The sequence below is a fragment of the Pseudoalteromonas sp. NJ631 genome, assembly GCF_000276645.1.
GTDB lineage: Bacteria > Pseudomonadota > Gammaproteobacteria > Enterobacterales > Alteromonadaceae > Pseudoalteromonas > Pseudoalteromonas piscicida.
In genome coordinates, this window is sequence record NZ_AKXJ01000019.1 from 86,605 (window position 1) to 108,166 (window position 21,562).

Genomic DNA, 21,562 nt, shown 5'->3' on the forward strand with positions numbered 1-21,562 from the left:
GCGCGGCTAGAACCTCTCGCATTTTCAGCGGAAGTACGTATAATCGGCCGTCTACAAAAATAATGATTGATTACAGACATGGCTCATACGCGCGATGGATTTCAAAGCCGACTTGGCTTTGTGTTAGCAGCAGCTGGTGCGGCTGTTGGACTTGGTAACATTTGGGGATTTCCCACACAAGCCGCAAACCACGGTGGCGGTGCATTTTTACTGGTTTATTTTGCGGTGATTTTTTTACTCGCATTACCTGCACTTTACACAGAATTGTATTTAGGCCATCAGGCACAAGCAAACCCAGTTAAAGCACTCAAGACAGCTTGGCGTGAAGGTAATCCGAAAATAGGAGCCGCGGCGGGGTATATCGGCCTTGCTGGTGCTATCGTGATGCTCAGCTTTTACTCCATTGTGGCTGGGTGGATGCTGTCTCATGCACTTGATCCTCTTGCGCAAATGGCTGAATTAGATACCGCACACCAGTTTCTTAGCGGTGACTCGATGCTGAGAAACTTTATCTTTACGCCACTGATGTTAATTTTGACTGCGAGCATTATTCTCAAAGGCGTAAAATCAGGCATAGAAGCTTGGTCGCGCAGACTTATGCCTTTGTTACTGGTATTGCTGCTTTGCCTTATTGGTTATATGGCGACATTAGATGGCGCAGCAGAAGGATTTAGAACGTATTTAGTTCCAGACTTTTCAAAAATTAGCGATCCTGATTTGATCATCGCGGCGATGGGGCAGGCGTTCTTTTCGTTGTCGTTGGGTGTGGGCTGCATGATGATTTATGGCTCGTACTTAAAACCGAACGAAAACCTACCTAAGCTTACGTTTAGTGTTGCAATGTTAGACACCAGTGTCGCATTTTTGGCCGGTTTACTTATTATCCCTGCAATATTCGTTGCGCAGCAAAATGGTGTTCAAGTATTTCAAGACGGCAAATTAATCGGTGAAGGCCGTTTGATTTTTGCCATTTTACCCGAGCTATTTGCCAATATGGGGGAAATGGGGTTATTAGTTAGCCTGACTTTCTTTGTGCTTATGTCTATTGCGTCGGTAACTTCTACCATTTCTTCAACAGAAATTCCGGTATCGTTCTTGGTGGAAAACCATGGCTTTAAACGTAAACAAGCGACTTGGTTGGTTACGCTAGTTATCTTTTTAGCATCGAGCACGATTATTCTAAACTTTGATTGGCTGTTCGAATTGGTGATCAGTCTATTCACGCAATATCAGCTACCATTGATGGGGCTGTTCTACTTTATTACTGTTGGTTGGGTTTGGAAGCGCGGTAATCAGCTCCACTTAGAATCCCGTGGTGCACATTACTGGTTTGCTCAGTACGTTAGATTTGTTTGCCCAATCTTAATGACCGCGGTATTTATTAACGTTGCACTGGCAAAATAGTGATCATTTATTTTCAAAAACGGGAAGCATAGGCTTCCCGTTTTTATTTTGATAACAAGGCTCAGAAATCACGAGGGGAAACGAACTCCCCAGCTTGAATGCTCTCATAAGTTCGTTGCGCCAATGAATCTAGGTTGGCTAAATCTTTTCCCATTGCAGCCAGTTGGTTTGTCACTGGCATAATATCGATATCTTCAACCCCAGAAAGTTGAGCCACTCGGGCAAACGTATATGCGTGCTTATATTTTTCGTGTTTGTAGAAAATACTGACTAAAGATGAATAGACTTCTGGGTTAGGGGTATGGCCGCTTTTATTCAGCTCTAATACGCGGTAGAGAATATCAACGGTTTTATCATCATCTACTTTGGCGTAAAACTCTGCAAGGAAAAGCTGAATTTCGGGATCGTTTTGAACTCTAGGGTCATCCTGCATGTTCAAAAGCTTGTTCATTGCTGTGCGATCATTGTTACGAGACCAATGATAATAAAGTAGGCCTGGGTGGTTACTGCCTTTTGTTTCATTATAAATACGTGTCATTTCTTTTAGTGCAGTGAGATGACCTTCCACTCGTGAAGTGGTTTTTTCTTTTAACTTGATGTGCTCAATTTTGGCAGCGCGAGAAACACATAGGTTGTAGCTTTCTAAATTTTGCAACAAGTCATATTTGTTTTCGTCCGTCGGTGACTTGTATTCGTGATAGCGCGCGTAGATTAGCGACGCGCGTTCGTCTTTACAGTGACTGTCTTTATTTAAGTCTTCACAAAAACCAGGCGTTTCGCTACACACTTGGTTCAAGGTTAGAGTGTCGTCGCAACCAGCAAGTAGTAACGCTGCAAAAACTAGCGACTTTTTAAACGCCATAGTTTGACCTCAATGATTTTTTATAATTATAGGGGGTTACGCCCGAATAAACAGGGTAGAGCTAATAGTTTACTAGTTTAACGCAATGAATTGTTCGGTAACAGTGGAGAATCACGGCAGTTTAAATTAGAATAGCCGTGCCCATTCGGGCTATCCGTTCAAAGAAAATTGTTTATTAGGCAGAAAAAATGACCTTATCTCACGAGCAAGAATATCAAAACAGCTGGCAAGAGCGTCAAGATTATGCAGAAAGCATGCAACCCCTAATCGGTCGTCTATACCGTAACAAAGGCGTTGAAATCTCTGTATACGGTCGTCCTCTTGTGAGCGCAAGCACCATTGATGTTATCAAAGCACACAAAACAGTAGCACGTTTTGAAGAGCGTAAACTACGTCTTCGTGAAAGCTTTCCATTCTTAGAAGTGATCAGCAAAATGGAATTAGCACCAGGTCGTGTTGACCTTGGTAAGCTAGCTTATGCCTACATTTATAAAAATGCAGGTGAAGGCCGCTCAATCGAAGAGTTTTTAAATGCAGAACTTGCAGAATTACTAAACCAAGGCGCACGTCCAGAACCACGTGACGTTGTTCTTTATGGCTTTGGTCGCATTGGCCGTTTATTAGCACGCCTACTTATCGAACGTGGCGGCTCTCACGCTGATTTACGCCTACGTGCAATCGTTGTTCGCGGTGGCCGCGATGGTGATCTTGAGAAACGTGCAAGTTTATTGCGCCGTGACTCAATTCATGGTCCTTTCAACGGTTCAATCACAGTAGACCATGAAAAAGGTGCTATTAAAGCAAACGGTAACTACATTCAAGTTATCTACGCAAACTCACCTGAAGAAGTGGATTACACAAAATACGGTATTGAAAACGCACTTATCGTAGATAATACAGGTGTTTGGAAAGACGAAGATGGCTTAGGTAAACACCTTAAGTCAATTGGTGCGTCTAAAGTGCTACTTACAGCACCTGCTAAAGGCGACATCAAAAACATCGTTTATGGTGTTAACAACTCAGACATTCAATCTGAAGACAAGATTGTTTCTGCAGCAAGCTGTACAACTAACGCAATCACCCCAGTATTAAAAGCACTTAACGACAAGTTTGGTATTAAAAACGGTCACGTTGAAACGGTTCACTCTTACACCAATGACCAAAACTTGATCGACAACTACCACAAAGCTGAGCGTCGTGGTCGTAGTGCAGCATTGAACATGGTTATTACTTCAACAGGTGCTGCGAAAGCGGTTGCTAAAGCACTGCCAGAGCTTGCTGGTAAACTAACTGGTAACGCAATCCGTGTACCAACACCAAACGTATCAATGGCAATTCTTAACCTAAATCTAGGTAAAGAAACAACTGCTGAAGAGCTAAATGAATTCCTTCGTGAGTCTTCACTTTACTCTGAACTGCGTGACCAGATTGACTACACCGCATCAACAGAAATCGTGTCTACTGACCTTGTTGGTAGCCGTTATGCAGGTGTGGTTGACTCAAAAGCAACCATCGTTGATGGCGACCGCGTAGTACTTTACGTATGGTACGATAACGAGTTTGGTTACAGCTGTCAGGTTGTACGTGTGATGCAAGACATGGCGGAAGTAAAATTCCCGAGCCTACCTCGCTAACACGAAATTTACGATAAAAAGCCAGCGCCAGCTGGCTTTTTTAGTTTTTGAAACAAGTTCGTTGTGGTAGGCTTGCTAAGATAGGTCAGCTACAATTAGCTAACAAAAAGTTACACCTCAACTTTGTGCAAAGGCAGGCACAGTATTACCTCTCTTTGAGGTTTAATATAATTCTTGACTGAAGCATAGTTGAGTATGGTAACAGTGTATTTACACAGCAGTTTTTAACTTATTTAGGGAAACCTATGCGCATTACGAGTAATTTCGATAGTGGTAATATCAAGGTGGTAAAAGCAGAATCACCTGCAGATATTCAACTAGAAATCAATAAAGACAATGAGTCTGACTTTTTTCAATGGTTTCACTTTAGACTTGAGTCTACGCCTTTTTTAGAGCACAAAATTCATATCAATCAACTATTAAACTCGGCCTACCCAGAAGGTTGGGATGATTATCATGCGGTTGCATCTTATGATCGTCAAACTTGGTTCCGTGTGCCAACCCGTTATGAGAATGGCACATTAACCATCGATTTTGAGCCTGAATGTGCGCACACTTACTTTGCTTATTTTGCGCCTTATAGTTATGAGCGCCATTTAGACCTAGTCTATTGGGCTCAAGCCCACGACGCGTGTGTTGTAGAGACGCTAGGTCAAACGCTTGACGGCCGTGATATGAGCTTACTTACTATTGGTGAGCCGTCAGATGAGAAGAAAAAGATTTGGATCACGGCGCGTCAGCACCCGGGTGAAACGATGGCTGAATGGTTTGTTGAAGGTCTACTTCACAAACTATTGGATGACGAAGATCCACATGCCGCAGCACTGTTATCGAAAGCGGTATTTTATGTCGTGCCAAATATGAATCCGGACGGCAGCGTGCGTGGTCATCTGCGTACAAATGCAAAAGGCGTAAACCTTAATCGAGAATGGCAAACGCCAACACTAGAGAACTCGCCTGAAGTTTATTATGTATTAAACAAAATGCATGAAACTGGGCTGGATATGTACCTCGATATTCATGGTGACGAAGCACTACCTTATAACTTCGTTGCGGGCAGTGAAGGTATTCCGAGTTATGATGAGCGGCTACAGCGTTTGGAAGAATCTTTCAAGGCGGCATTGTTAACTATCACACCTGAGTTCCAAGATGAATTTGGTTACGATAAAGATGCACCGGGTGAAGCAAATCTTACTGTAGCATCATGTGCTGTTGGTGAAGCGTTCAAAGCGTTGGCCTATACCGTTGAAATGCCGTTTAAAGATAATGCAAATCTACCGGATCCTTACTTCGGCTGGTCAGACCGACGTTCATATCAGTTTGGTCAAGACACCTTAGCTGCAATCTTAAATGTGGTTGACGACTTAAGATAAGCTTAAAGACGGGTAATCACCATGTTGATTACCCGTTTATTTTTGTGCGTTTAAAAGAACAACAAAATAATATTTAAAGCAAATTAATATTAAAAAATAAGGTAGAACACCTCAACAGGGTGTAATAACAACAATAAAGGGGAATATTCGTGGATGCGTTAGGCAGCTTATTAGATAGCTTAGATGGAATGTTAGGTGGTTCACCTTGGTTCCCGTATGTTCTGTTAGGGGTAGGTTTGTTTTTTACAATCTACTTGAAATTTCCACAGATCAGATATTTCAAACATGCGTGTAAAGTCGTTACTGGTAAATATGATAAAAAAGGCCTAGAAGGCGATACCACACACTTCCAAGCACTCGCAACGGCACTCTCTGGTACAGTTGGTACTGGTAATATTGGTGGGGTGGCGCTGGCAATTTCAATCGGTGGGCCAGCAGCATTATTTTGGATGTGGATGACGGCATTTTTTGGTATGACAACCAAATTTGTGGAAGTCACGCTATCGCATAAATACCGTGTACAAACAGATGATGGCACCATGGCCGGTGGTCCTATGTATTATATGGATCGCCGTCTAAACATGAAATGGTTAGCGGTATTATTTGCAATTGCTACTGTGATTAGCTCATTTGGTACAGGTAGCTTGCCGCAGATCAACAACATTGCTCAAGGCATGGAAGCGACCTTTGGTTTTGCTCCGATGGCGACTGGCGCTGTGCTTTCTGTTTTACTTGCACTCGTTATACTTGGTGGTATCAAGCGCATTGCTGCTATCACTTCTCGCGTTGTGCCATTAATGGCTGCGATTTATATTCTTGGCTCTTTTGCCGTTATTTTCTACAACGTTGAGAATATCGTTCCTTCTTTCCTTTCTGTATTTACAGATGCTTTCACGGGTTCTGCGGCAGCGGGTGGTTTCCTAGGGGCGTCTTTTGCGTATGCGTTTAACCGTGGGGTCAACCGAGGTCTGTTTTCTAACGAAGCGGGTCAAGGTTCAGCACCAATCGCACACGCTTCGGCAAAAGCTGATGAGCCAGTGTCTGAAGGTATGGTTTCCATTCTTGAACCGTTTATTGATACAATCATTATCTGTACCTTGACGGGATTGGTTATTTTGTCATCGGGTGTGTGGACCGAAAAGTTCGAAACCCATTTTGAGCGCTCGTCTATGGTTATCTTAGACGGTAAATATGACGAATCAAATCAACAAGACCGAGATGCACTGTACGCCTACTTGAATGGTAAAAAAGAGCATACTGTCAAACCTTTCAATGGTGAGATTGAAGTCGTACAGGGTAAAGCGGTAACGGAAAACTTTACCGTGATCCACTCGCGTTCTATTGGTGAGCAAGTACGTTTTGGTATTACAGAGCGTCACAAGTACACGGGTACCGTCGAAGTGAAAGACGGCTTGCCAACAGACAATAGCATCAGCGTGATTGGTTACTCTTTAGTGCATTCGGCAGAGCTAACAACCAAAGCATTTACCCGAGGTTATTTGGGCGAAAATGGTAAATACATCGTTTCGATTGGTTTGTTGTTATTCGCGTTTTCTACGGCAATTGCATGGTCATACTATGGCGACCGCGCGATGATTTATCTTCTGGGTAGTCGTTCGGTCATGCCGTATCGCGTATTCTATGTTGCAGGCTTCTTCTGGGCGTCGTTCGCTGATACGACACTGGTGTGGAAGTTGGCTGCAGTGGCCATCGTGGTGATGACGTTACCTAACTTATTTGGTATTTTACTACTCAGAAAAGAAATGAAATCTTCGGTTAAAGAATACTGGGAAGATTTCAACAAAGAACACAAACAGTGAGCGAATTTTAATTAAAATTATCTTGTCATGTAAGGACAAGAGTTCGCAAAGGTAGTAGAATAGGGCGCCTCACAGGTGCCCTTTTTTGTATTATGGAGAAGTAACACGATGGCAATAGCACAGTGCCCAAGCTGCGGTAAATCTATTTCCTCCAAACATAAGTCCTGCCCGCATTGTGAAACCAATTTAGCAGACTTTTCTCAAGAAGACAGAGAGAGAGCGGCCTCTAGAAATCGTGTAAAACGTCAGCAATCTGTAATGAATTACTCGTTTATTGCACTGATCCTAGTACTAGGTGGATTCTTATATATCTATTGGCAGCAGCCTGATCCTAACTCGTTTGAAATGATCGCAAGCAAAAGCGCTATAGGCATTGGTGCGGTTTGGTACTTAATTAATCGAGTCATCCTCGTTATTTTGAAAAAGAAAAAGTAGTAATGAATGTAGATAGCTTAGTTCAAAATATTACCCCTGAAGTATTCGAGCGTTTGCAATACGGTGCGTCAACCGGAAAGTGGCCTGATGGTACGCCACTAAGTGATGCGCAAAAAGAGCAAACCGTGCAGTTGGTTATGCTATATCAAGCAAAGGTAGCTAAGTCCAATGAGCAGTTCACCATCAACGAAAAAGGTGAAATGGTGCAAAAATCCAAACGCGAATTACAACAAGAATTCAAAGCCGACAATGAAATAGCTAGGTTCAGTGAAAATGATCTTTAAACACCTTTTTACACCGAAATGGAAACACCCAAAGGTTGACGTTCGCTCACAAGCAGTGGACAAGTTAGACTTAAGCAAAGACGCAACTTTACTACATACGCTAGCACTTGAGGACGAGTCTGCGCAGATCAGAAAAAAGGTACTTACTAAGGTAAATGACCTTGGCCTTTGGTGGAAAGTTTATAAGCAAGATAACGAGTTAAAAGAGCTTGCTGAGCAGAAAATTTCGAGTGCGGTCATTAATCAAGACACCACACTGCAGAGCAACATTCGTGAAGAATACATTGAACGCTATGCGCCAGCTAAAACGCTTGAGAAAGTTGCGTTAATTGAAACCGATTTAACGAACAAAGTTAAACTGCTTAAGCGCCTTGCGAATGCCACGTTGATCGAAAAATCCTTCAAAGAAGGTGATGAAGCACTTCAGATCGCTATGTTGGAACTGATTGCACAGCATTCACTTGAAAAAAGTGTCCTAAAAGCAGCTAAAGGTGAAGCGCTGACTTCTCTTAGTGGATCACTGGAGCAGCAGCGATTAGCAAAAGAAATGCCTACTCAAGTTGCTGAGCAAACGCGAGTTGTGCTTGCCAAGTTAAACGCGCTAAGAGATAAGCAAAACTATGAAACTGTGAACGCGCAAGCACAGCAGTTATTTGCACAGTGGCAAAGCATTGAGCTTAAGTGGTTAGATACTGAAACGGTAACTGCACTAGATGCAAAGTATCAACAAGTAGCAGATAAATTAAGCCGTCATCTCAATGAGTTACAAGTTAAACATCAAGCGCAGCAAGCTGAGTTAATGCAAAAGCAAAATGAAGCCTTAGAGGTTGCTGAGTTAACTGCTGAACTTGAGGCCATTGAAAAATCGGTCGAAGTTGCATGTAAAACACTAGACTTAGCCCCACACGATGCATTGGTTCAGCGTTGTGAAGTATTAAAAGGCAAAGTGTCTGCACCGCAATATGTTACTGTTGAAGCGCTTGGCGAGTTCACTAGAAAACTGCAAAATATTGAGCGTGATCTTGCCGATTTACCGGCACTTATTGCTGCAAGTGAAACCTTCAATAATGCCTTAGCAGAGTTGAAGGCAGTTGAAGTACCAACTTCATTAGAAGCGCTTGATACCCAAGTGCAAGCACAAAAAGACCGCTATGTTACAGCGCGTAAAGCGTTAGATTCACTGCCTAAGGTATTGCATAAATCAGCAAAAGCTGAGCTATCAGATGCAAGCCAAGCGTTTATGACAGCTATCGAGCCGCTGAAAAATGAGCAAGAAAAAGCACTCAAAATCGCGAAGAAGAAAGCACGCGATGTTCAACGATTAATTGATCAGGGTCGATTTAACGTGGCATTTGGTGTTTTTAATGGCTTTATTGAGCAGTTTGAGTTGCTTACGCCAAGCTACAAAAAGCAGCTTGAAAACCAGCATGAAAGCTTGTCTCAAGCATTAAAAGATCTTAAAGATTGGCAAAAGTATGCAGCTACACCTAAACGTGAAGAATTGCTTACGGAGCTTGATATCAAACTGGCTGAGGAGTCGGTTGACCCAGTTAAGCGTGCTGAGGAAGTAAAATTGCTTAGAACACGTTGGAACGAACTTGGTCATGTTGAAACGGAACAGGAAAAGGCACAAGCAGCTCAATTTGATGAAAAAATTGAATTATTGTTTGTACCTTGTCGCGCTTACTTTGCGGAGCAAGAAGTACAGCGTGAGCAGGCAAAAATAGCGCGTGAAGCGGTGATTGAAGAAGTGAAAGCACTTGTTAGTACTTTGGATAACGATGGTATTGATTGGCGAGAAGTGGAAGCACAATTTAATCGCCTAGCCAAAGTGTGGAAAAACGCAGGCAATGTGGATGCCAAAGTCTATCAAAAGCTGAATTCGATTTACCGTGAGCACCATCAAGCGGTTTACGAGAAACTTAAAGCCTTCCATCAAGCCAACGCTGTTGAAAAGGCTAAGCTAGTTGAAACTGCACAGCAGCAGTTAGAGGCTGAAGATTTAGCAGCAGCTTGTGACTTGCTGAAATCATTGCAAAAACATTGGCAGCAAATTGGTTTTGCTGGTGCCAAGCAAGAGCATACTTTGTGGAAAGCATTTCGTGCCCATAATGACGCAGTGTTTGAAAAACGCAGTGCACAATATGCCGAGCAAAAAGCACAGGAAAAGTCGCAGGAAGCCGAACAGCGTCAGTTGCTAGCAGAGTTCGACAACAAGGTCATTGAAGCGGTCACTCAAAATGAACTGGTTGCCATTCGTGACGAACTCAATACGTTTATTGTAGTGCCAGGACTGAAGCAAGAAAAGAATCGTTTACTGTCACAAGTGAAGTCGAAATTAGATGATCTATTTTCTTCACAACGTCGTGAAAAGTTCAATGAACTTGTGGAAGCGGTAGACACTGACGGTGATATTCCTAGCTCTTGGCAAGGTAATAATAAAACCTCGCTAAACGCCGCCCAGTTGCTATTGAGACTTGAGATTTTGACGAATCAGTCATCACCGGAAGCATTGCAAAGCGAGAGAATGTCTGAGCAAGTTGCGATGCTAGATGCAAAACTGCAAGGTGAAGAAAGTAGTCTTGAGACTTACCTTATCAGTTATCTAGCTGAGGCTGACAAAGCCGATTTAGCGACGTCAAAAGGCAGGTTACTTGCGGTTTTGAACGCTTAGCCATGCACTTTGAGCCTACTCAGGATACTCTGAGTAGGCTTCTATCGATGTAAACTCTATCCGCCTCTAACATCTTGAGCTCGGTTTGAATGCTAAAGTTAAGTGAAATCTGCTTAGTGGCTCTAGGTAGTTACACCACTTTGTCTTAATACTTTGCTCTAGTAACCAATAATAAGAAGAAAAAATAATGACCAACAAACGTTATCAGTACCCACTCGCGCTTGCGTTTACTTTAAACTTAGTCGGATGCTCTGTGGGTAACCTCAACGCCACTCATGGTGAAGACTTAAGCCATTTTGCTGGAAATATTAATGTGGCAAGTGGTCAAAGAGCCGGGAACTTATCCCTACAAAATGGCAATATTACGCTAGCTGAAGGGGCCAAAGTTAAATCTGCAGAAGTGACTAACGGTAATGTTCAGCTTGATAGGCATAGTGAAGCGCAGTCGATTAATATTGATAATGGTAATATTATGCTGATGGAAAAAGCGCACGTATATGGGAGCATTCAAGTTACCAATGGTAATATTGAGGTTGGTGAGTCGGTGCTAATTGAAGGAAATGTCATCAACGCGAGCGGAGATATTACAGTTGCCAGCGGCGCTACCATTTTAGGTGATGTGATTTATCGTCAGGCAGGATATATTGCTTCTAAGCTTGAGAATGACATACCAACGCTTACAATTAGTGATGGTGCAAAGATTGTCGGCACTATCCAGCTTTATCGTCCTATTCATATTGAACCTAAACATCTACAAAGTCAGATCACTTATCACTATAAACAGTAAGCTGCATGAGAGTAGGGTGAGCGCAATACGCTCACTTATGCTCTTACTTAGCACTAAGAATTTGTGCTAGTTTGTGCACATCATCAATAGCATGTTGTTTTGAGTGCTTATGCCTGTCGTCGCTAAACTCTTGATACTCAGATGCGATTTCATAAAATGCTTCAGCACCTAAATATGGAGCCAACTGCTCGATATGGCTACTTAGGTGATTCAAATGATATTGTGACTCACCTTTTTTAAATGCAAATTCCCCCCAAGATGCCAGTAATACGAGAGTTTTACCCGATAAAATTGGCTCAAGTGGTTTATCACCTCGTGCCAAATCAAAGCTGAAGGTTTTGTTTACTCGGATCGCCAGATCAAACCAAGCCTTTAGCACAGCAGGCATACCGTAGTTATACATAGGGCTTGCGATCACGATAATATCCGCATTAGTCACTTCCTTGATAATGTCGTCAGACTCAGCGAGTACTAAGCGTTGCTCTTCGCTCAACACGCCTTTTGCAAATGCAGCCGCTATAAATGCTTCATCGATGAATGCAGGTTGTTTCACAGAGAGGTCGCGATGAGTGATTTCCACTTCATGTGTGCAGCTGCTAAATTTTGTCAAAAATTGCTCACCTAACATCCGGCTAATTGACTGATGTTGCGAACTCGTCTCACTATACTTTCTCGCACTGCTAGTTATATATAGAATGTTTTTCATGGCTTTTCTCCGGTTGTGTTCTGTGTTTTATTTTGTGCTTACGTAAGCAATGTGACAACTGAGAAGAATCCATTAATAGATGAGATAAACTAATTTATAGGTTTGCTATGTTCACACATTTACCGTCTTTGAATAACATAAAAACCTTTGCAGTTGCTGCGCACTACTTGAGCTTTAAAGATGCGGCGCGGGTACTTAATGTTACGCCTACGGCAGTGTCGCATCAGATAAAGTCGCTGGAATCACAGCTAAGGGTTCAGCTTTTTGAGCGCAAAACGCGAGCAGTGCAATTAACATTACAAGGACAGGCACTCGCAAAGGTGTGTATCGACTCCCTCAATATGCTCGATAATGCGTTTATTGAGTTTACTGAGCAAAAGAATGATTTGCTTATTTCATGTTGTAATTCATTTGCTGCACTTTGGCTTGCTCCAAATATGACTGCCATTAATCGCGCTTTTCCAAATCAAACCGTCACAATATGCGCGAGCGATCAACTCATTGATTTAAATAAAGAGAAGCATATTGATATCGCCCTGCGTTATGGCAAAGCGGATCCGAACTCTAATGAAACTCATCTTATTACCGAGAAAATTGGGCTTTATGCTAGCCCAAATTATCGGGTGCCAGACCAAGGTAAACCTGTACTATTTCTCACCCATTGGCAAGACGAAACGGGACTTGAAAATATTCCTTGGCGAGCACACATTGACGAAAGTTATTATGATTTGCGTTATTTTGAGCAAGAACATTTTGTCATGCAGGCGGCTGTGGCCGGGCAAGGGCTGGCACTACTGAGCGATGTATTGGCAGAGTCAGCAGTAATACAGGGGTGGTTAAGTAAAAGCACAACAATGGATGAATTTTCAGGCTATGGCTATTGGCTCAGGCAAACGACTTATCGCAAGAGTTCGGCGATTGTTCACCAGTTTACCATTTGGCTGGCAAGCGCGTTACAAAATATCAAGGCCAACAATAAGATAAAGGACAGGCACGTTTATCAATGAGCAAATAAGCCGTTTTTCAATATTGATCTATACTTTTGTGGAACTTAAGTCCTTATTCGAAAAGTGTTTAATGCTAGGTGGTGATGTGATGATAAAAGTCCTGCTGATGAGTCTCATTTTATTTCCCGCTTTATGTTTGAGTGGTGATTATACCTTCGCCTTTGTGCCGCAGCAGTCTGCAAATAAGTTAGCCAAAAATTGGCAGCCTATTCTCGATTATCTCAGTGATAAAACCGGAGATAACTACACGTTTAAAACCGCTAAAGATATACCGACCTTTGAAGCCCGCGTGCTGCAGCAAGAGTATGATGTGGCATACATGAATCCCTATCACTTTGTTGTATTTAATGAGCGGGCAGGTTATCAAGCTATCGCCAAGCAAAGAGATAAAATGATAAAAGGGATCATCGTGGTTAAAAAGGGAGCGGGTATTACTGACTTATTGCAGTTGCGAGGAGAGACACTTGCTTTTCCGGCTCCTGCTGCATTCGCTGCGAGCATTTTGCCCCGAGGTGAATTGGCGAAGCAAGGTATTGAATTTACGCCAAGATATGTATCTTCCCATGACTCCGTTTATCTCAACGTGTCGAGAGGATTTGTCAAAGCGGGGGGCGGTGTCATGCGTACTTTCAACAACGCCGATCCTAAAATTAAATCACAACTCGACATTCTCTGGACGACAAAAGGTTATACACCACATGCATTTGCTGTAAAAAGAGCAATGCCAGAAGATGCAAGGCAAAGATTAGTAGCGGCGTTGACCTCTCTTGAACTGAGTGAAGAGGGAATCAGGCTACTCGAAGCGGTGAATTTCAAAGGCATTATGGCAGCGTCGAACGAGGACTGGCAAGACGTAAAAGCATTAGAATTAGAAACCTTGGTTGGCAAATAGTACTCGGATGATTAAGAAGCGCCACGACTGAATGAAAAGGTTATCGATAAGACTCAAAACCATGATTGGCACCGCTATTATTGAAGCGGTGCTGTTGAGTGCACTCATATTTGTGGTGATTGATTTTATGATGGAGTCTGCAAATGACGCAATGAATAAACGCGCAACCACGACAGCTCGTTTGTTTGCTAGCGCGACCAAAGATGCTGTGCTGTCGTACGATTTAGCCACGCTAGATGCTTTTACCAATGAGTTATTAAGTAACCCAGATATCCTTTACGTTAAAGTGATCGATGGAGAAAACCAAACTCTTTCCTTTGCGGGAAACGAGCGCTTTAAGTCGCACATATTTGAAGATGATACGTTAGTTGCGAAAGTCACCGACGGAATTTTTGATATTCATGCTGATATTGTTGAGGGAGGGACACTGTTTGGCACCATTCAGATAGGCATTGATATTGGTACGATAAATCGAACGATGTCTGAAGTAAAACGCTGGACGGTTTCTATCGCGCTGTTTGAAATGGCGTTAGTTGCTATTTTCTCTTATTTTTTGGGGATATATCTCACAACCAACCTGTATATATTGAAAAGCCAAGCTAAATTTATCGCTCGTAATGTCAAAAACGGCGTGTTTGATTTCAAATGGAAACCAATACAAAGTAAAGATGAGTTACAAGAACTCTCCTTAGCGTTTGATGAACTATCACAAACTTTAGCTGAAGAACATGAGCGTCGAGAGCGATATAAGTATGATTTGATTGAGCTAAATAAACATCTAGAAGAACTGGTGGCGCAAAGAACTGAAAAGCTGAATCAGAAAAATCAGCAGCTTGAGGCCACTAACAAAGAGCTTGAAGCCGCGCAGCAACAACTTGTTCACTCAGAAAAAATGGCCTCTGTGGGTCAATTGGCCGCCGGTGTTGCCCATGAAATAAATAATCCGCTCGGTTTTGTGATGAGTAACCTCGATGTGATGCGTCACTATCATGGCGATTATGCCGAACTTGCAAAGCGTGCGGTTCAGCTTGGGCTTGAACCCAGTACACTCGCAGTGTTTAATGAGTTTGTTCAAGACAAAGACTTTGCTTTTATTAATAGCGATTGTACTGAACTGATTGATGAGTCGATGACAGGGCTACAAAGAGTTTCTGCGATTGTGAACGATCTCAAGCAGTTTTCAAGAGCTGATACTATTCAATTGCAACCTTGCGATATTAATGCCTGTATAAAGACAACGTTAAACCTGGTTGAGAGTAAGCTCAAATATCATGCTAACGTGATCACACAGTTAAGTGAAGTCCCTCAAGTGCTGGGGAACCAAGGCAAGCTAATTCAAGTAATGACAAACTTACTCATCAATGCAGCGCAGGCGTTGGAGAGTGAAGGAGAGATTAAGGTAACAACGTATTTGGAAAATGGCAGTGTTGCGATCAGTGTACAAGACAGTGGCGTAGGGATCCCCAAGGAGATTATTGATAAGATATTTGACCCCTTTTTTACTACTAAGCCTGTCGGTAAAGGCACAGGACTTGGGCTCTCCATTAGCTACGATATAATCAAAGAGCATGGTGGAGAGTTATTGGTTGAGAGTGACGAGGGCATTGGGACATGTTTTACTATTTTATTGCCGCCATGCAAGTAATTACGACCCTGATACGAAAAGTTTTAATCCACGGTTAATAAGTCCTTTGTGGTTAAAAGCAATCAATGGACACCAAGCTTTACGGAATAACGGTCGCTGTGAACGACCGTTTTGCAAATTGTTTTTTACTGTAACTCAACCGTCAAGGTGCGACCGTAACTGGGGGTGCCGATATGCAGACGAGAAGGTTCGTCAACTTGAAAGTCCATTGTACTGATGTCAAATCTTAGTTGTACATCGATGAGCGCTTTACATGGATCATATTCACTCATATCTACTAAGTTAAACATATATTGAGGAGGAAAGCTTTCTAATGAAGTGCCATCCCACTCTAGTGCAAATATGTGTTGAAAACAACCACCACCATACCTTGCATCAATGACTAACTGGCTTGCAGAACGGTCATAGTGAGCGCCTTTCAGCCAAAGCATATTTGCCTGTTTTTGCGTTAGTGTCTTGACCGTTTTACCTTTAAGATGAACGGTCTCTTTATCCTGTGTGTTAGGGTCATTGCTTGGCTGAATGATTCTCGCACCATTTGCTTCTGAATTACCTATCCAAGGGGCATCAACTACAAATGGGACGAGCATATCTGCGCCAATCATAGAGGTAGGTGTAACAGTCAATTCGTAGTTCCAAATCCCGTCTGCGGGAGGAACTACAGGGATCATTTCATTCAGTGAAACATTTAAGTTCGTACTAGAGAGTTGTCCGCTAACTTGAACTCTTCCGTTCTCAGTGATGTCGATCGATTGAATATATGCAACAGCCATTGTTATCTCCTATTTCAGCTATTCCCTGAAACTTCTAAACTGGGCTGGGAGGTCCCGGTTCAACTACATAACAATAGAGAGCGACAGAACGATTCTATCGCAATTTTCGCTGATGTTAATTCTTCAAGTGATGGTGTTGCTATAGCCTCACACTAAATGAAGAATTCACAAATGAGTAAACAAGTATAGACAAAATTACAAATCTGGTGGCGAAACAACTCATGCTTAAGATGATGAGCTAATATGGAACATGTTTTTTGGTTGCTTTCTTTAATTGGTTTACTCGTTATTTTTATTAATAAAGACGCGAATACGATGTTTATCTGGGTCTAATATGACAAAACTAGCGCCATATACCTCAGCTTGCGGGACCTGAGCAAACTTAATATCTAGTAACTTCCATGTATCGTATAAAGCAAAAAACGCCTCTTGGCTTGGTTGCACAATAGAGATTTCAGTACCGCCCCCGGTAATGCGACTTGGTGGTGTAAGGGCTGTGTTTTGTTTAAGTGCAATGGAGATGTTGTTTGCACACTTCATAGAAACAAAAGTTGGAGAAAGCTTTACAGTCTCACATTGGAATAGCTGTCTATAGAACGCTTCGCTAAGCTTGATATCGCTTACATATAACACCAAAGAATCAACGGTGACCATCATGGAATTCCATCATTTTTAAAAAGTTGCAGCTACGATACTCTCTCAGTGTGTCAGTTACTGTCAGTAGCTTTAGCCTAGAGGAAGAGGCTCTAGTTATGGTGAGTAGATAGCTTGTTTAAAAATAACCGGTGATCGTGTGAAAACGGATCACTCAGTTGTTGGTATCTGCGATCCGAAAGTTGCTCGGATGCCATTGCGAATTGACACTGACACCCTCAGGATTTGGTATTTATTTGTTGTTTGTAGTAAAGCTCATCAGCCAATTAATATCCCATGTTTCACCGTCATCTACCGAGAAAGCTTGTTCCCACTGTGGCTTGTCTGGGGTGGTAGCATCCCATCTAAACCTGACTTTTGTCGGTCTGCCACCAAGTAGCTCTTCTGCGTAAAAGAGACCGATGTTATTTTGAAAGAACCCCACGACTGGAACACTGATTTGATCCGCAAAGCGGCCATCAAGCCACCAAATAGACCATAGCTTACTGTTGGGATTGAATGAGCGGATAGCCGCTGCTCGAAATGAGGCGTCAGGAAAGTGCAGCAGGTTATCTTCTATATTCCCATGTCCGCCGAGGATTTTGCGAGTTGTTGACTCCGCTGGAAATTCGACCCAAGGTGAGTTGCTATCCAGTAGATTGTGACGTCGTCGATGGACGACTTTCCAGCAACCAATTGCAAAATCAAAATCATTTATTCCCGCAGAGCCGGACTTAATGAGGTCGTTACTTTGTTTCGTCGTTATGGTCATTATGTATCTCCTATTTGTGGAAAATTTGATCTGAAAGTTTCGTTCACTTAATTGCTAGTCATGTTAGTCTACTTATATAGCTGCCATTTTGTGTCACATTTAGAATATGAAAAGAACCACCTCATCAGGTCATTTAGCAAGGCTTGATAAACTCGAGAGCATGTTAAAGTCGGAAGATTTTTTAACGGTGCGTGCCCTGTCTCATGCATTGCACGTATCAACACGAACTTTATATCGAGATATTAATATCTTGAGAGACAGAGGGCTTCCCATCGATGCTGATAAGGGTAAGGGAGGTGGTGTTAGATTACATCGTAGTTGGGGAGTGGGGAAACTCAGCTTAACAGAAGAAGAGTCGGTGGATTTATTACTGAGCCTTGCAATGTCAGATAGACTAAATTCGCCGCTGTTTTTGGAGAGTTTGCAATCTATAAAATATAAATTGTTGGCGCTGTTAAGTACTGATCAAAAGCGAAAGATAGAGAGTCTGCGTAGTCGGATACTCATAGGCAGCTCTGCATCGCCCTCGGTACATGCGTCCTATGAGCAATCAGACGTGCTAATTTGCAGCGCACTGAAGCAGGCCTTCATCTCTAAGTTATGTTTGGAAGTAAGCTATGAAGATGAAAATAAAAGACAGACCCATAGAGTCATAGAACCCCATTATTTGTATTTTAATACGCCTGTTTGGTACATATTTGCTTGGGATCATTTACGAATGGACTTTCGCGTATTTCGTGTGGATAGAATTAAGCGGTCATTCGCGTTGTCAGCGCGTTTTGAGCTCAGACCAAAACAGGTGTTTGAGCATTTAATCGAGACCGATAGTCCCATATCACTGTAACTTCATGCTATTAACGCTTAAAGTAATCTCACACACAGTCTATCGCTGTGTAGAGCAATGTGAAACTGGTGTTTTTAACAAAAAGGAAAGGTTGTATGGTTACTTGCTACTTAAAATATGTTGTTGATCCGGCAAAAATTGCTGACTTTGAGGAGTATGCCAAAATGTGGATCCCACTCGTCAATCGCTTTGGTGGGCAGCATAATGGCTACTTTTTACCATCGGAAGGTGCAAGTAATATTGCCTTGGCATTATTCACCTTTCCCAGTTTGGCGGCCTATGAAACGTATCGTAATGAGTCGTTTCAAGATACACAGTGTCAGGCTGCAATTAAATTTGCAGAAGATACCGGTTGCATAATCAGCTATGAACGCAGCTTCTTTAGACCTGTATTTGAATAGAGGTGAGTAAATGGAGCTGAACATCTCGTGGAACTAGATATTTCTGCCAATCTCAAACTACAAAACCTTGCTTTGACGCATGCAAAACCATTATTTGATTGCGTACAAAGCAGTCGTGCAAGTTTACAAAATGTGCTGCCGTGGGTTGCGACATTACATACCGAGGCTGATGCAGAGCGATATATCGACACACGTATAAACAACCAAGTCGGCGGACTTTGGTCTGCTATTGAATTTAATTGCGAGTTTTGTGGTGTGTTTGGGATCAAATATATGGACGCGCAAACGCAAACCGCTGAAATCGGCTATTGGCTTGGCGAAAAGGCAAGAGGTCACGGCTTAATCGGTCTAGTGCTTGAACAAGTTATTGCCAAGCTTCGAGAGGTAAGTGATATTAAAACTGTGGAGTTTCAATGTTTACAGTCAAATATTGCGAGCCAGCGGATCATTGAAAAAATAGGCGGTCAGTTTGTTGAGTCCTGTGTCAATGATTTGGGCGTAGCAAGTGACGAGTCGCTATATATCTATCGACTCACACTTTAATTTCGCCTATTTGAGGAAATGAGCGCATAGTTGCTATGCGCTCAACTGATTAGTTTACCTCACACTTAGCAGGCACAGCTCGGCTTCGTAGGGTAGTGACGATAATTTGCGGTAATAGCGGCATTACAATCATGCCAACCATCAAACTATATTGAAGCGGCGTGAACGTCTCGCCCAGTAGCACCAACCCCGTCAAAATACCCGCTATCGGATTTGCAATACCACCAAAGGTAAAGTCCACCACAGACATACGCTGTAGTAACCACACGTACAAGCTATAACCCAGCGCGGTATTCAGGAGCACAACCCATAATATGCCGCTGAGATTGGTTGTCGAGAAATTGTAAAAAGCCGCAATATACTTAGCTGGTGCGATTACACCGTGAACGCTTGATGCGAGGGTGAGAATAACGCCACCAATAATGAGCTGCCAAGTTAACACCGTCCACCAATGCATGCGATCACCAAGAGACTTAGTGATTGAGCTGCCGATCACGATACAGGTTATTGCCGCAAGTATTGCCGCTAAACCAAGAGGGTTTAAATTCAGTGAACTCGGATCAAATAGCAACCAGGCCAACGCAATAAGCGCTGCGCCGCAGAACGCTTGCACCAATCCCGGGCGTTGCTTATTGACTAACCAATGATAAAGCATGGCGAACACTGGCACAGACACCATGCCCACGCTAGATATGGCAGATGGTAGCGTTAACGACATCACGAAGATCATGCTAAAAAACGCCGCGATATTAATCGTCCCTAGGGCGCATAGTATTTTCCATTCTGCTTTTTTTGGCAAACTCGGCTTAACTGCCAGCAAAATAAGCCCAGCCGGCAGCGCTCTAATAGCGCCAAGTAAAAGAGGCGGCCAGTCCGCAAGGGTGTATTGTGTCACCGCATATGTGGTACCCCATAAAAATGCAGGGATCATCGCGAGGAGTATATTCACATTAACTATCTTTATGTTGAGATACTTTGCGCTAAGGTATTACTAAAAACACTTTTTGTAAAGTATCTTTATGTTAAGATATTTCTTTACAAAGTTTGTTGTCGGGGCAAATATTGATGGATGCGATTGATAGAGTACAAGAGCAGTGGGCTCGCGAAAAACCACAGTTAGAAACAACGCCCATGGCGATAATGGGTCGCTTAGTGCGCATAGCTAAACACATGGAAGCCGAAGTTGAAAAGCTGCACAAGCAATACGGATTAAATTTGGGCGAATTTGATGTGTTAGCTACCTTGCGCCGCAGCGGCAAGCCGTTTCGTTTAACTCCATCAGAACTGTTTAAAACCATGCTACTCACTTCTGGCGCGATGACCAACCGTTTAGACAAGCTAGCGGCAAAAGGCCTTATTAAGCGTGAACATTGTAAAGAAGACCGCCGCAGTGTAACGGTGGAGTTGACAGCCGAAGGCCTCGCCTTAATTGAAAAGTTGATAGAACCACATATAGCTATTCAAGCCCAATTGGTTGAAGGAATGAGTAGAGAGCAGCAAACCTTGTTAAATGGTGTGTTAAAAGAGTGGTTAACGCAATTTGAGTGAGGGTGTAAACAGTTTTGTAGGCGGTTCACCTGCCGAGAAGTTATTTTTTCGAGCTATTGTTGATGATGAGTTTGCGGGTGACCACTTCGAGTTGACTGATGAGTAGAGCCCTCCTTGGCTAATATCAAAGCGCATCCATGCGCTTCTCGTTCATTCTTTTGAAACGACGCAAAAGAACGAACCAAGAAAACGTCGCCCCGACATCACACTTAATCCTCAAATCCTAAGCCGATATAGTGCAACCGTCTTGTAAGGCACGTCCCTGTACCAGACAAGACTTGGCCGACATCCTGTCGGCACATTGCATATCAGCTTATACTTTTCGGGTGTGATGGAGGGGGAATAAGTCGCCTGTTAGCTGTTCACAAAGCCATTAGCAACATAGTTGTTTGCAAGCACCACAAGAATCTATCAGCACCTTGTATCTCCCTCATCACACCCGAAAGTAAATTGCCAATGAGTCATTTCAGCGCATGGATGCGTGAAAAGCTGTGACAGGGCCAAGGATGGCCCTTACACAGCGGT

General features: G+C 42.8%; 21 protein-coding genes. 15 read left to right on the forward strand and 6 right to left on the reverse strand.

Annotated elements, in window-relative coordinates:
- Positions 1 to 78 precede the first annotated feature (78 nt).
- Positions 79 to 1,404, forward strand: a complete 1,326-nt coding sequence (locus A587_RS0121765) for a sodium-dependent transporter (protein ID WP_017219275.1) — start codon at positions 79 to 81, stop codon at positions 1,402 to 1,404.
- Positions 1,405 to 1,465: 61 nt separating this feature from the next.
- Here A587_RS0121765 and A587_RS0121770 read toward each other — a convergent pair whose 3' ends face one another.
- The gene (locus A587_RS0121770) at positions 1,466 to 2,266 is read right to left on the reverse strand and encodes a DUF2989 domain-containing protein (protein WP_017219276.1); all 801 of its coding nucleotides are present in this window, start codon (positions 2,264 to 2,266) and stop codon (positions 1,466 to 1,468) included.
- 188 nt (positions 2,267 to 2,454) lie between these two features.
- Between A587_RS0121770 and A587_RS0121775 the strand changes: the two genes are divergently transcribed.
- From A587_RS0121775 to A587_RS0121805, 7 genes are all read left to right on the forward strand, one after another.
- Positions 2,455 to 3,900: a glyceraldehyde-3-phosphate dehydrogenase gene (locus tag A587_RS0121775; protein ID WP_017219277.1), complete on the forward strand. Its 1,446-nt coding sequence runs from the start codon at positions 2,455 to 2,457 to the stop codon at positions 3,898 to 3,900.
- A 245-nt stretch (positions 3,901 to 4,145) separates the two neighbouring features.
- The gene (locus tag A587_RS0121780; RefSeq protein ID WP_017219278.1) at positions 4,146 to 5,273 is read left to right on the forward strand and encodes a M14 family metallopeptidase; all 1,128 of its coding nucleotides are present in this window, start codon (positions 4,146 to 4,148) and stop codon (positions 5,271 to 5,273) included.
- Positions 5,274 to 5,422: 149 nt separating this feature from the next.
- On the forward strand, positions 5,423 to 7,093 hold the full coding sequence (locus A587_RS0121785; RefSeq protein ID WP_017219279.1) for an alanine/glycine:cation symporter family protein: 1,671 nt from the start codon (positions 5,423 to 5,425) through the stop codon (positions 7,091 to 7,093).
- 108 nt (positions 7,094 to 7,201) lie between these two features.
- The gene (locus A587_RS0121790; protein WP_017219280.1) at positions 7,202 to 7,528 is read left to right on the forward strand and encodes a hypothetical protein; all 327 of its coding nucleotides are present in this window, start codon (positions 7,202 to 7,204) and stop codon (positions 7,526 to 7,528) included.
- A gap of 2 nt (positions 7,529 to 7,530) precedes the next feature.
- Positions 7,531 to 7,812 carry a YeaC family protein gene (locus A587_RS0121795; protein ID WP_010371878.1) on the forward strand — a complete coding sequence of 94 codons (282 nt, stop codon included), beginning with the start codon at positions 7,531 to 7,533 and terminating at the stop codon, positions 7,810 to 7,812.
- Positions 7,802 to 10,486 carry a DUF349 domain-containing protein gene (locus A587_RS0121800; protein WP_017219281.1) on the forward strand — a complete coding sequence of 895 codons (2,685 nt, stop codon included), beginning with the start codon at positions 7,802 to 7,804 and terminating at the stop codon, positions 10,484 to 10,486. Before A587_RS0121795 ends, A587_RS0121800 begins: the two co-directional genes overlap by 11 nt.
- Before the next feature lie 187 nt (positions 10,487 to 10,673).
- The gene (locus A587_RS0121805; protein WP_017219282.1) at positions 10,674 to 11,273 is read left to right on the forward strand and encodes a polymer-forming cytoskeletal protein; all 600 of its coding nucleotides are present in this window, start codon (positions 10,674 to 10,676) and stop codon (positions 11,271 to 11,273) included.
- Between the two features lie 43 nt (positions 11,274 to 11,316).
- On the opposite strand, the gene A587_RS0121810 is transcribed toward A587_RS0121805, so the two are convergent.
- Positions 11,317 to 11,979, reverse strand: coding sequence for an FMN-dependent NADH-azoreductase (locus tag A587_RS0121810; protein ID WP_026001088.1), 663 nt, complete (start codon positions 11,977 to 11,979; stop codon positions 11,317 to 11,319).
- A gap of 107 nt (positions 11,980 to 12,086) precedes the next feature.
- Between A587_RS0121810 and A587_RS0121815 the strand changes: the two genes are divergently transcribed.
- The 3 genes from A587_RS0121815 (at position 12,087) to A587_RS0121825 (ending at position 15,523) form a co-directional block, all read left to right on the forward strand.
- Entirely contained in the window at positions 12,087 to 12,986 is a 900-nt protein-coding gene (locus A587_RS0121815) for a LysR family transcriptional regulator (RefSeq protein WP_017219284.1), read from the forward strand.
- 88 nt (positions 12,987 to 13,074) lie between these two features.
- On the forward strand, positions 13,075 to 13,878 hold the full coding sequence (locus A587_RS0121820) for a PhnD/SsuA/transferrin family substrate-binding protein (protein WP_026001089.1): 804 nt from the start codon (positions 13,075 to 13,077) through the stop codon (positions 13,876 to 13,878).
- A gap of 31 nt (positions 13,879 to 13,909) precedes the next feature.
- Positions 13,910 to 15,523, forward strand: coding sequence for a sensor histidine kinase (locus A587_RS0121825; protein WP_232288101.1), 1,614 nt, complete (start codon positions 13,910 to 13,912; stop codon positions 15,521 to 15,523).
- Positions 15,524 to 15,648: 125 nt separating this feature from the next.
- On the opposite strand, the gene A587_RS0121830 is transcribed toward A587_RS0121825, so the two are convergent.
- The 3 genes from A587_RS0121830 to A587_RS0121840 all read right to left on the reverse strand — a co-directional run bounded on the left by A587_RS0121830 (position 15,649) and on the right by A587_RS0121840 (position 17,701).
- Positions 15,649 to 16,296, reverse strand: coding sequence for a hypothetical protein (locus A587_RS0121830; protein WP_017219287.1), 648 nt, complete (start codon positions 16,294 to 16,296; stop codon positions 15,649 to 15,651).
- A 279-nt stretch (positions 16,297 to 16,575) separates the two neighbouring features.
- The gene (locus A587_RS0121835; protein ID WP_232288102.1) at positions 16,576 to 16,953 is read right to left on the reverse strand and encodes a VOC family protein; all 378 of its coding nucleotides are present in this window, start codon (positions 16,951 to 16,953) and stop codon (positions 16,576 to 16,578) included.
- A gap of 229 nt (positions 16,954 to 17,182) precedes the next feature.
- On the reverse strand, positions 17,183 to 17,701 hold the full coding sequence (locus tag A587_RS0121840) for a hypothetical protein (protein ID WP_010371864.1): 519 nt from the start codon (positions 17,699 to 17,701) through the stop codon (positions 17,183 to 17,185).
- Between the two features lie 106 nt (positions 17,702 to 17,807).
- On the opposite strand from A587_RS0121840, the gene A587_RS0121845 reads away from it, so the two are divergent.
- The 3 genes from A587_RS0121845 to A587_RS0121855 all read left to right on the forward strand — a co-directional run bounded on the left by A587_RS0121845 (position 17,808) and on the right by A587_RS0121855 (position 19,489).
- Positions 17,808 to 18,545, forward strand: coding sequence for a helix-turn-helix transcriptional regulator (locus tag A587_RS0121845; protein WP_026001090.1), 738 nt, complete (start codon positions 17,808 to 17,810; stop codon positions 18,543 to 18,545).
- Between the two features lie 95 nt (positions 18,546 to 18,640).
- The gene (locus A587_RS0121850; RefSeq protein WP_010371858.1) at positions 18,641 to 18,946 is read left to right on the forward strand and encodes an NIPSNAP family protein; all 306 of its coding nucleotides are present in this window, start codon (positions 18,641 to 18,643) and stop codon (positions 18,944 to 18,946) included.
- Positions 18,947 to 18,973: 27 nt separating this feature from the next.
- A complete protein-coding gene (locus tag A587_RS0121855) occupies positions 18,974 to 19,489 on the forward strand; it encodes a GNAT family N-acetyltransferase (RefSeq protein ID WP_017219289.1) in 516 nt (171 codons plus the stop codon).
- 49 nt (positions 19,490 to 19,538) lie between these two features.
- Here the strand turns inward: A587_RS0121855 and A587_RS0121860 are convergent, their stop codons facing one another.
- On the reverse strand, positions 19,539 to 20,438 hold the full coding sequence (locus tag A587_RS0121860) for a DMT family transporter (RefSeq protein WP_026001091.1): 900 nt from the start codon (positions 20,436 to 20,438) through the stop codon (positions 19,539 to 19,541).
- Positions 20,439 to 20,554: 116 nt separating this feature from the next.
- On the opposite strand from A587_RS0121860, the gene A587_RS0121865 reads away from it, so the two are divergent.
- Entirely contained in the window at positions 20,555 to 21,037 is a 483-nt protein-coding gene (locus A587_RS0121865; protein ID WP_017219291.1) for a MarR family winged helix-turn-helix transcriptional regulator, read from the forward strand.
- Positions 21,038 to 21,562 lie beyond the last annotated feature (525 nt).

Excerpts from the sequence above, each read along its gene's own strand:
- A587_RS0121765 (WP_017219275.1), top strand. The coding sequence starts at position 79 with ATGGCTCATACGCGCGATGGATTTCAAAGCCGACTTGGCTTTGTGTTA.
- A587_RS0121770 (WP_017219276.1), bottom strand. The coding sequence starts at position 2,266 with ATGGCGTTTAAAAAGTCGCTAGTTTTTGCAGCGTTACTACTTGCTGGT.
- A587_RS0121775 (WP_017219277.1), top strand. The coding sequence starts at position 2,455 with ATGACCTTATCTCACGAGCAAGAATATCAAAACAGCTGGCAAGAGCGT.
- A587_RS0121780 (WP_017219278.1), top strand. The coding sequence starts at position 4,146 with ATGCGCATTACGAGTAATTTCGATAGTGGTAATATCAAGGTGGTAAAA.
- A587_RS0121790 (WP_017219280.1), top strand. The coding sequence starts at position 7,202 with ATGGCAATAGCACAGTGCCCAAGCTGCGGTAAATCTATTTCCTCCAAA.
- A587_RS0121795 (WP_010371878.1), top strand. The coding sequence starts at position 7,531 with ATGAATGTAGATAGCTTAGTTCAAAATATTACCCCTGAAGTATTCGAG.
- A587_RS0121800 (WP_017219281.1), top strand. The coding sequence starts at position 7,802 with ATGATCTTTAAACACCTTTTTACACCGAAATGGAAACACCCAAAGGTT.
- A587_RS0121805 (WP_017219282.1), top strand. The coding sequence starts at position 10,674 with ATGACCAACAAACGTTATCAGTACCCACTCGCGCTTGCGTTTACTTTA.
- A587_RS0121810 (WP_026001088.1), bottom strand. The coding sequence starts at position 11,979 with ATGAAAAACATTCTATATATAACTAGCAGTGCGAGAAAGTATAGTGAG.
- A587_RS0121815 (WP_017219284.1), top strand. The coding sequence starts at position 12,087 with ATGTTCACACATTTACCGTCTTTGAATAACATAAAAACCTTTGCAGTT.
- A587_RS0121820 (WP_026001089.1), top strand. The coding sequence starts at position 13,075 with ATGATAAAAGTCCTGCTGATGAGTCTCATTTTATTTCCCGCTTTATGT.
- A587_RS0121825 (WP_232288101.1), top strand. The coding sequence starts at position 13,910 with ATGAAAAGGTTATCGATAAGACTCAAAACCATGATTGGCACCGCTATT.
- A587_RS0121830 (WP_017219287.1), bottom strand. The coding sequence starts at position 16,296 with ATGGCTGTTGCATATATTCAATCGATCGACATCACTGAGAACGGAAGA.
- A587_RS0121835 (WP_232288102.1), bottom strand. The coding sequence starts at position 16,953 with ATGATGGTCACCGTTGATTCTTTGGTGTTATATGTAAGCGATATCAAG.
- A587_RS0121840 (WP_010371864.1), bottom strand. The coding sequence starts at position 17,701 with ATGACCATAACGACGAAACAAAGTAACGACCTCATTAAGTCCGGCTCT.
- A587_RS0121845 (WP_026001090.1), top strand. The coding sequence starts at position 17,808 with ATGAAAAGAACCACCTCATCAGGTCATTTAGCAAGGCTTGATAAACTC.
- A587_RS0121850 (WP_010371858.1), top strand. The coding sequence starts at position 18,641 with ATGGTTACTTGCTACTTAAAATATGTTGTTGATCCGGCAAAAATTGCT.
- A587_RS0121865 (WP_017219291.1), top strand. The coding sequence starts at position 20,555 with ATGGATGCGATTGATAGAGTACAAGAGCAGTGGGCTCGCGAAAAACCA.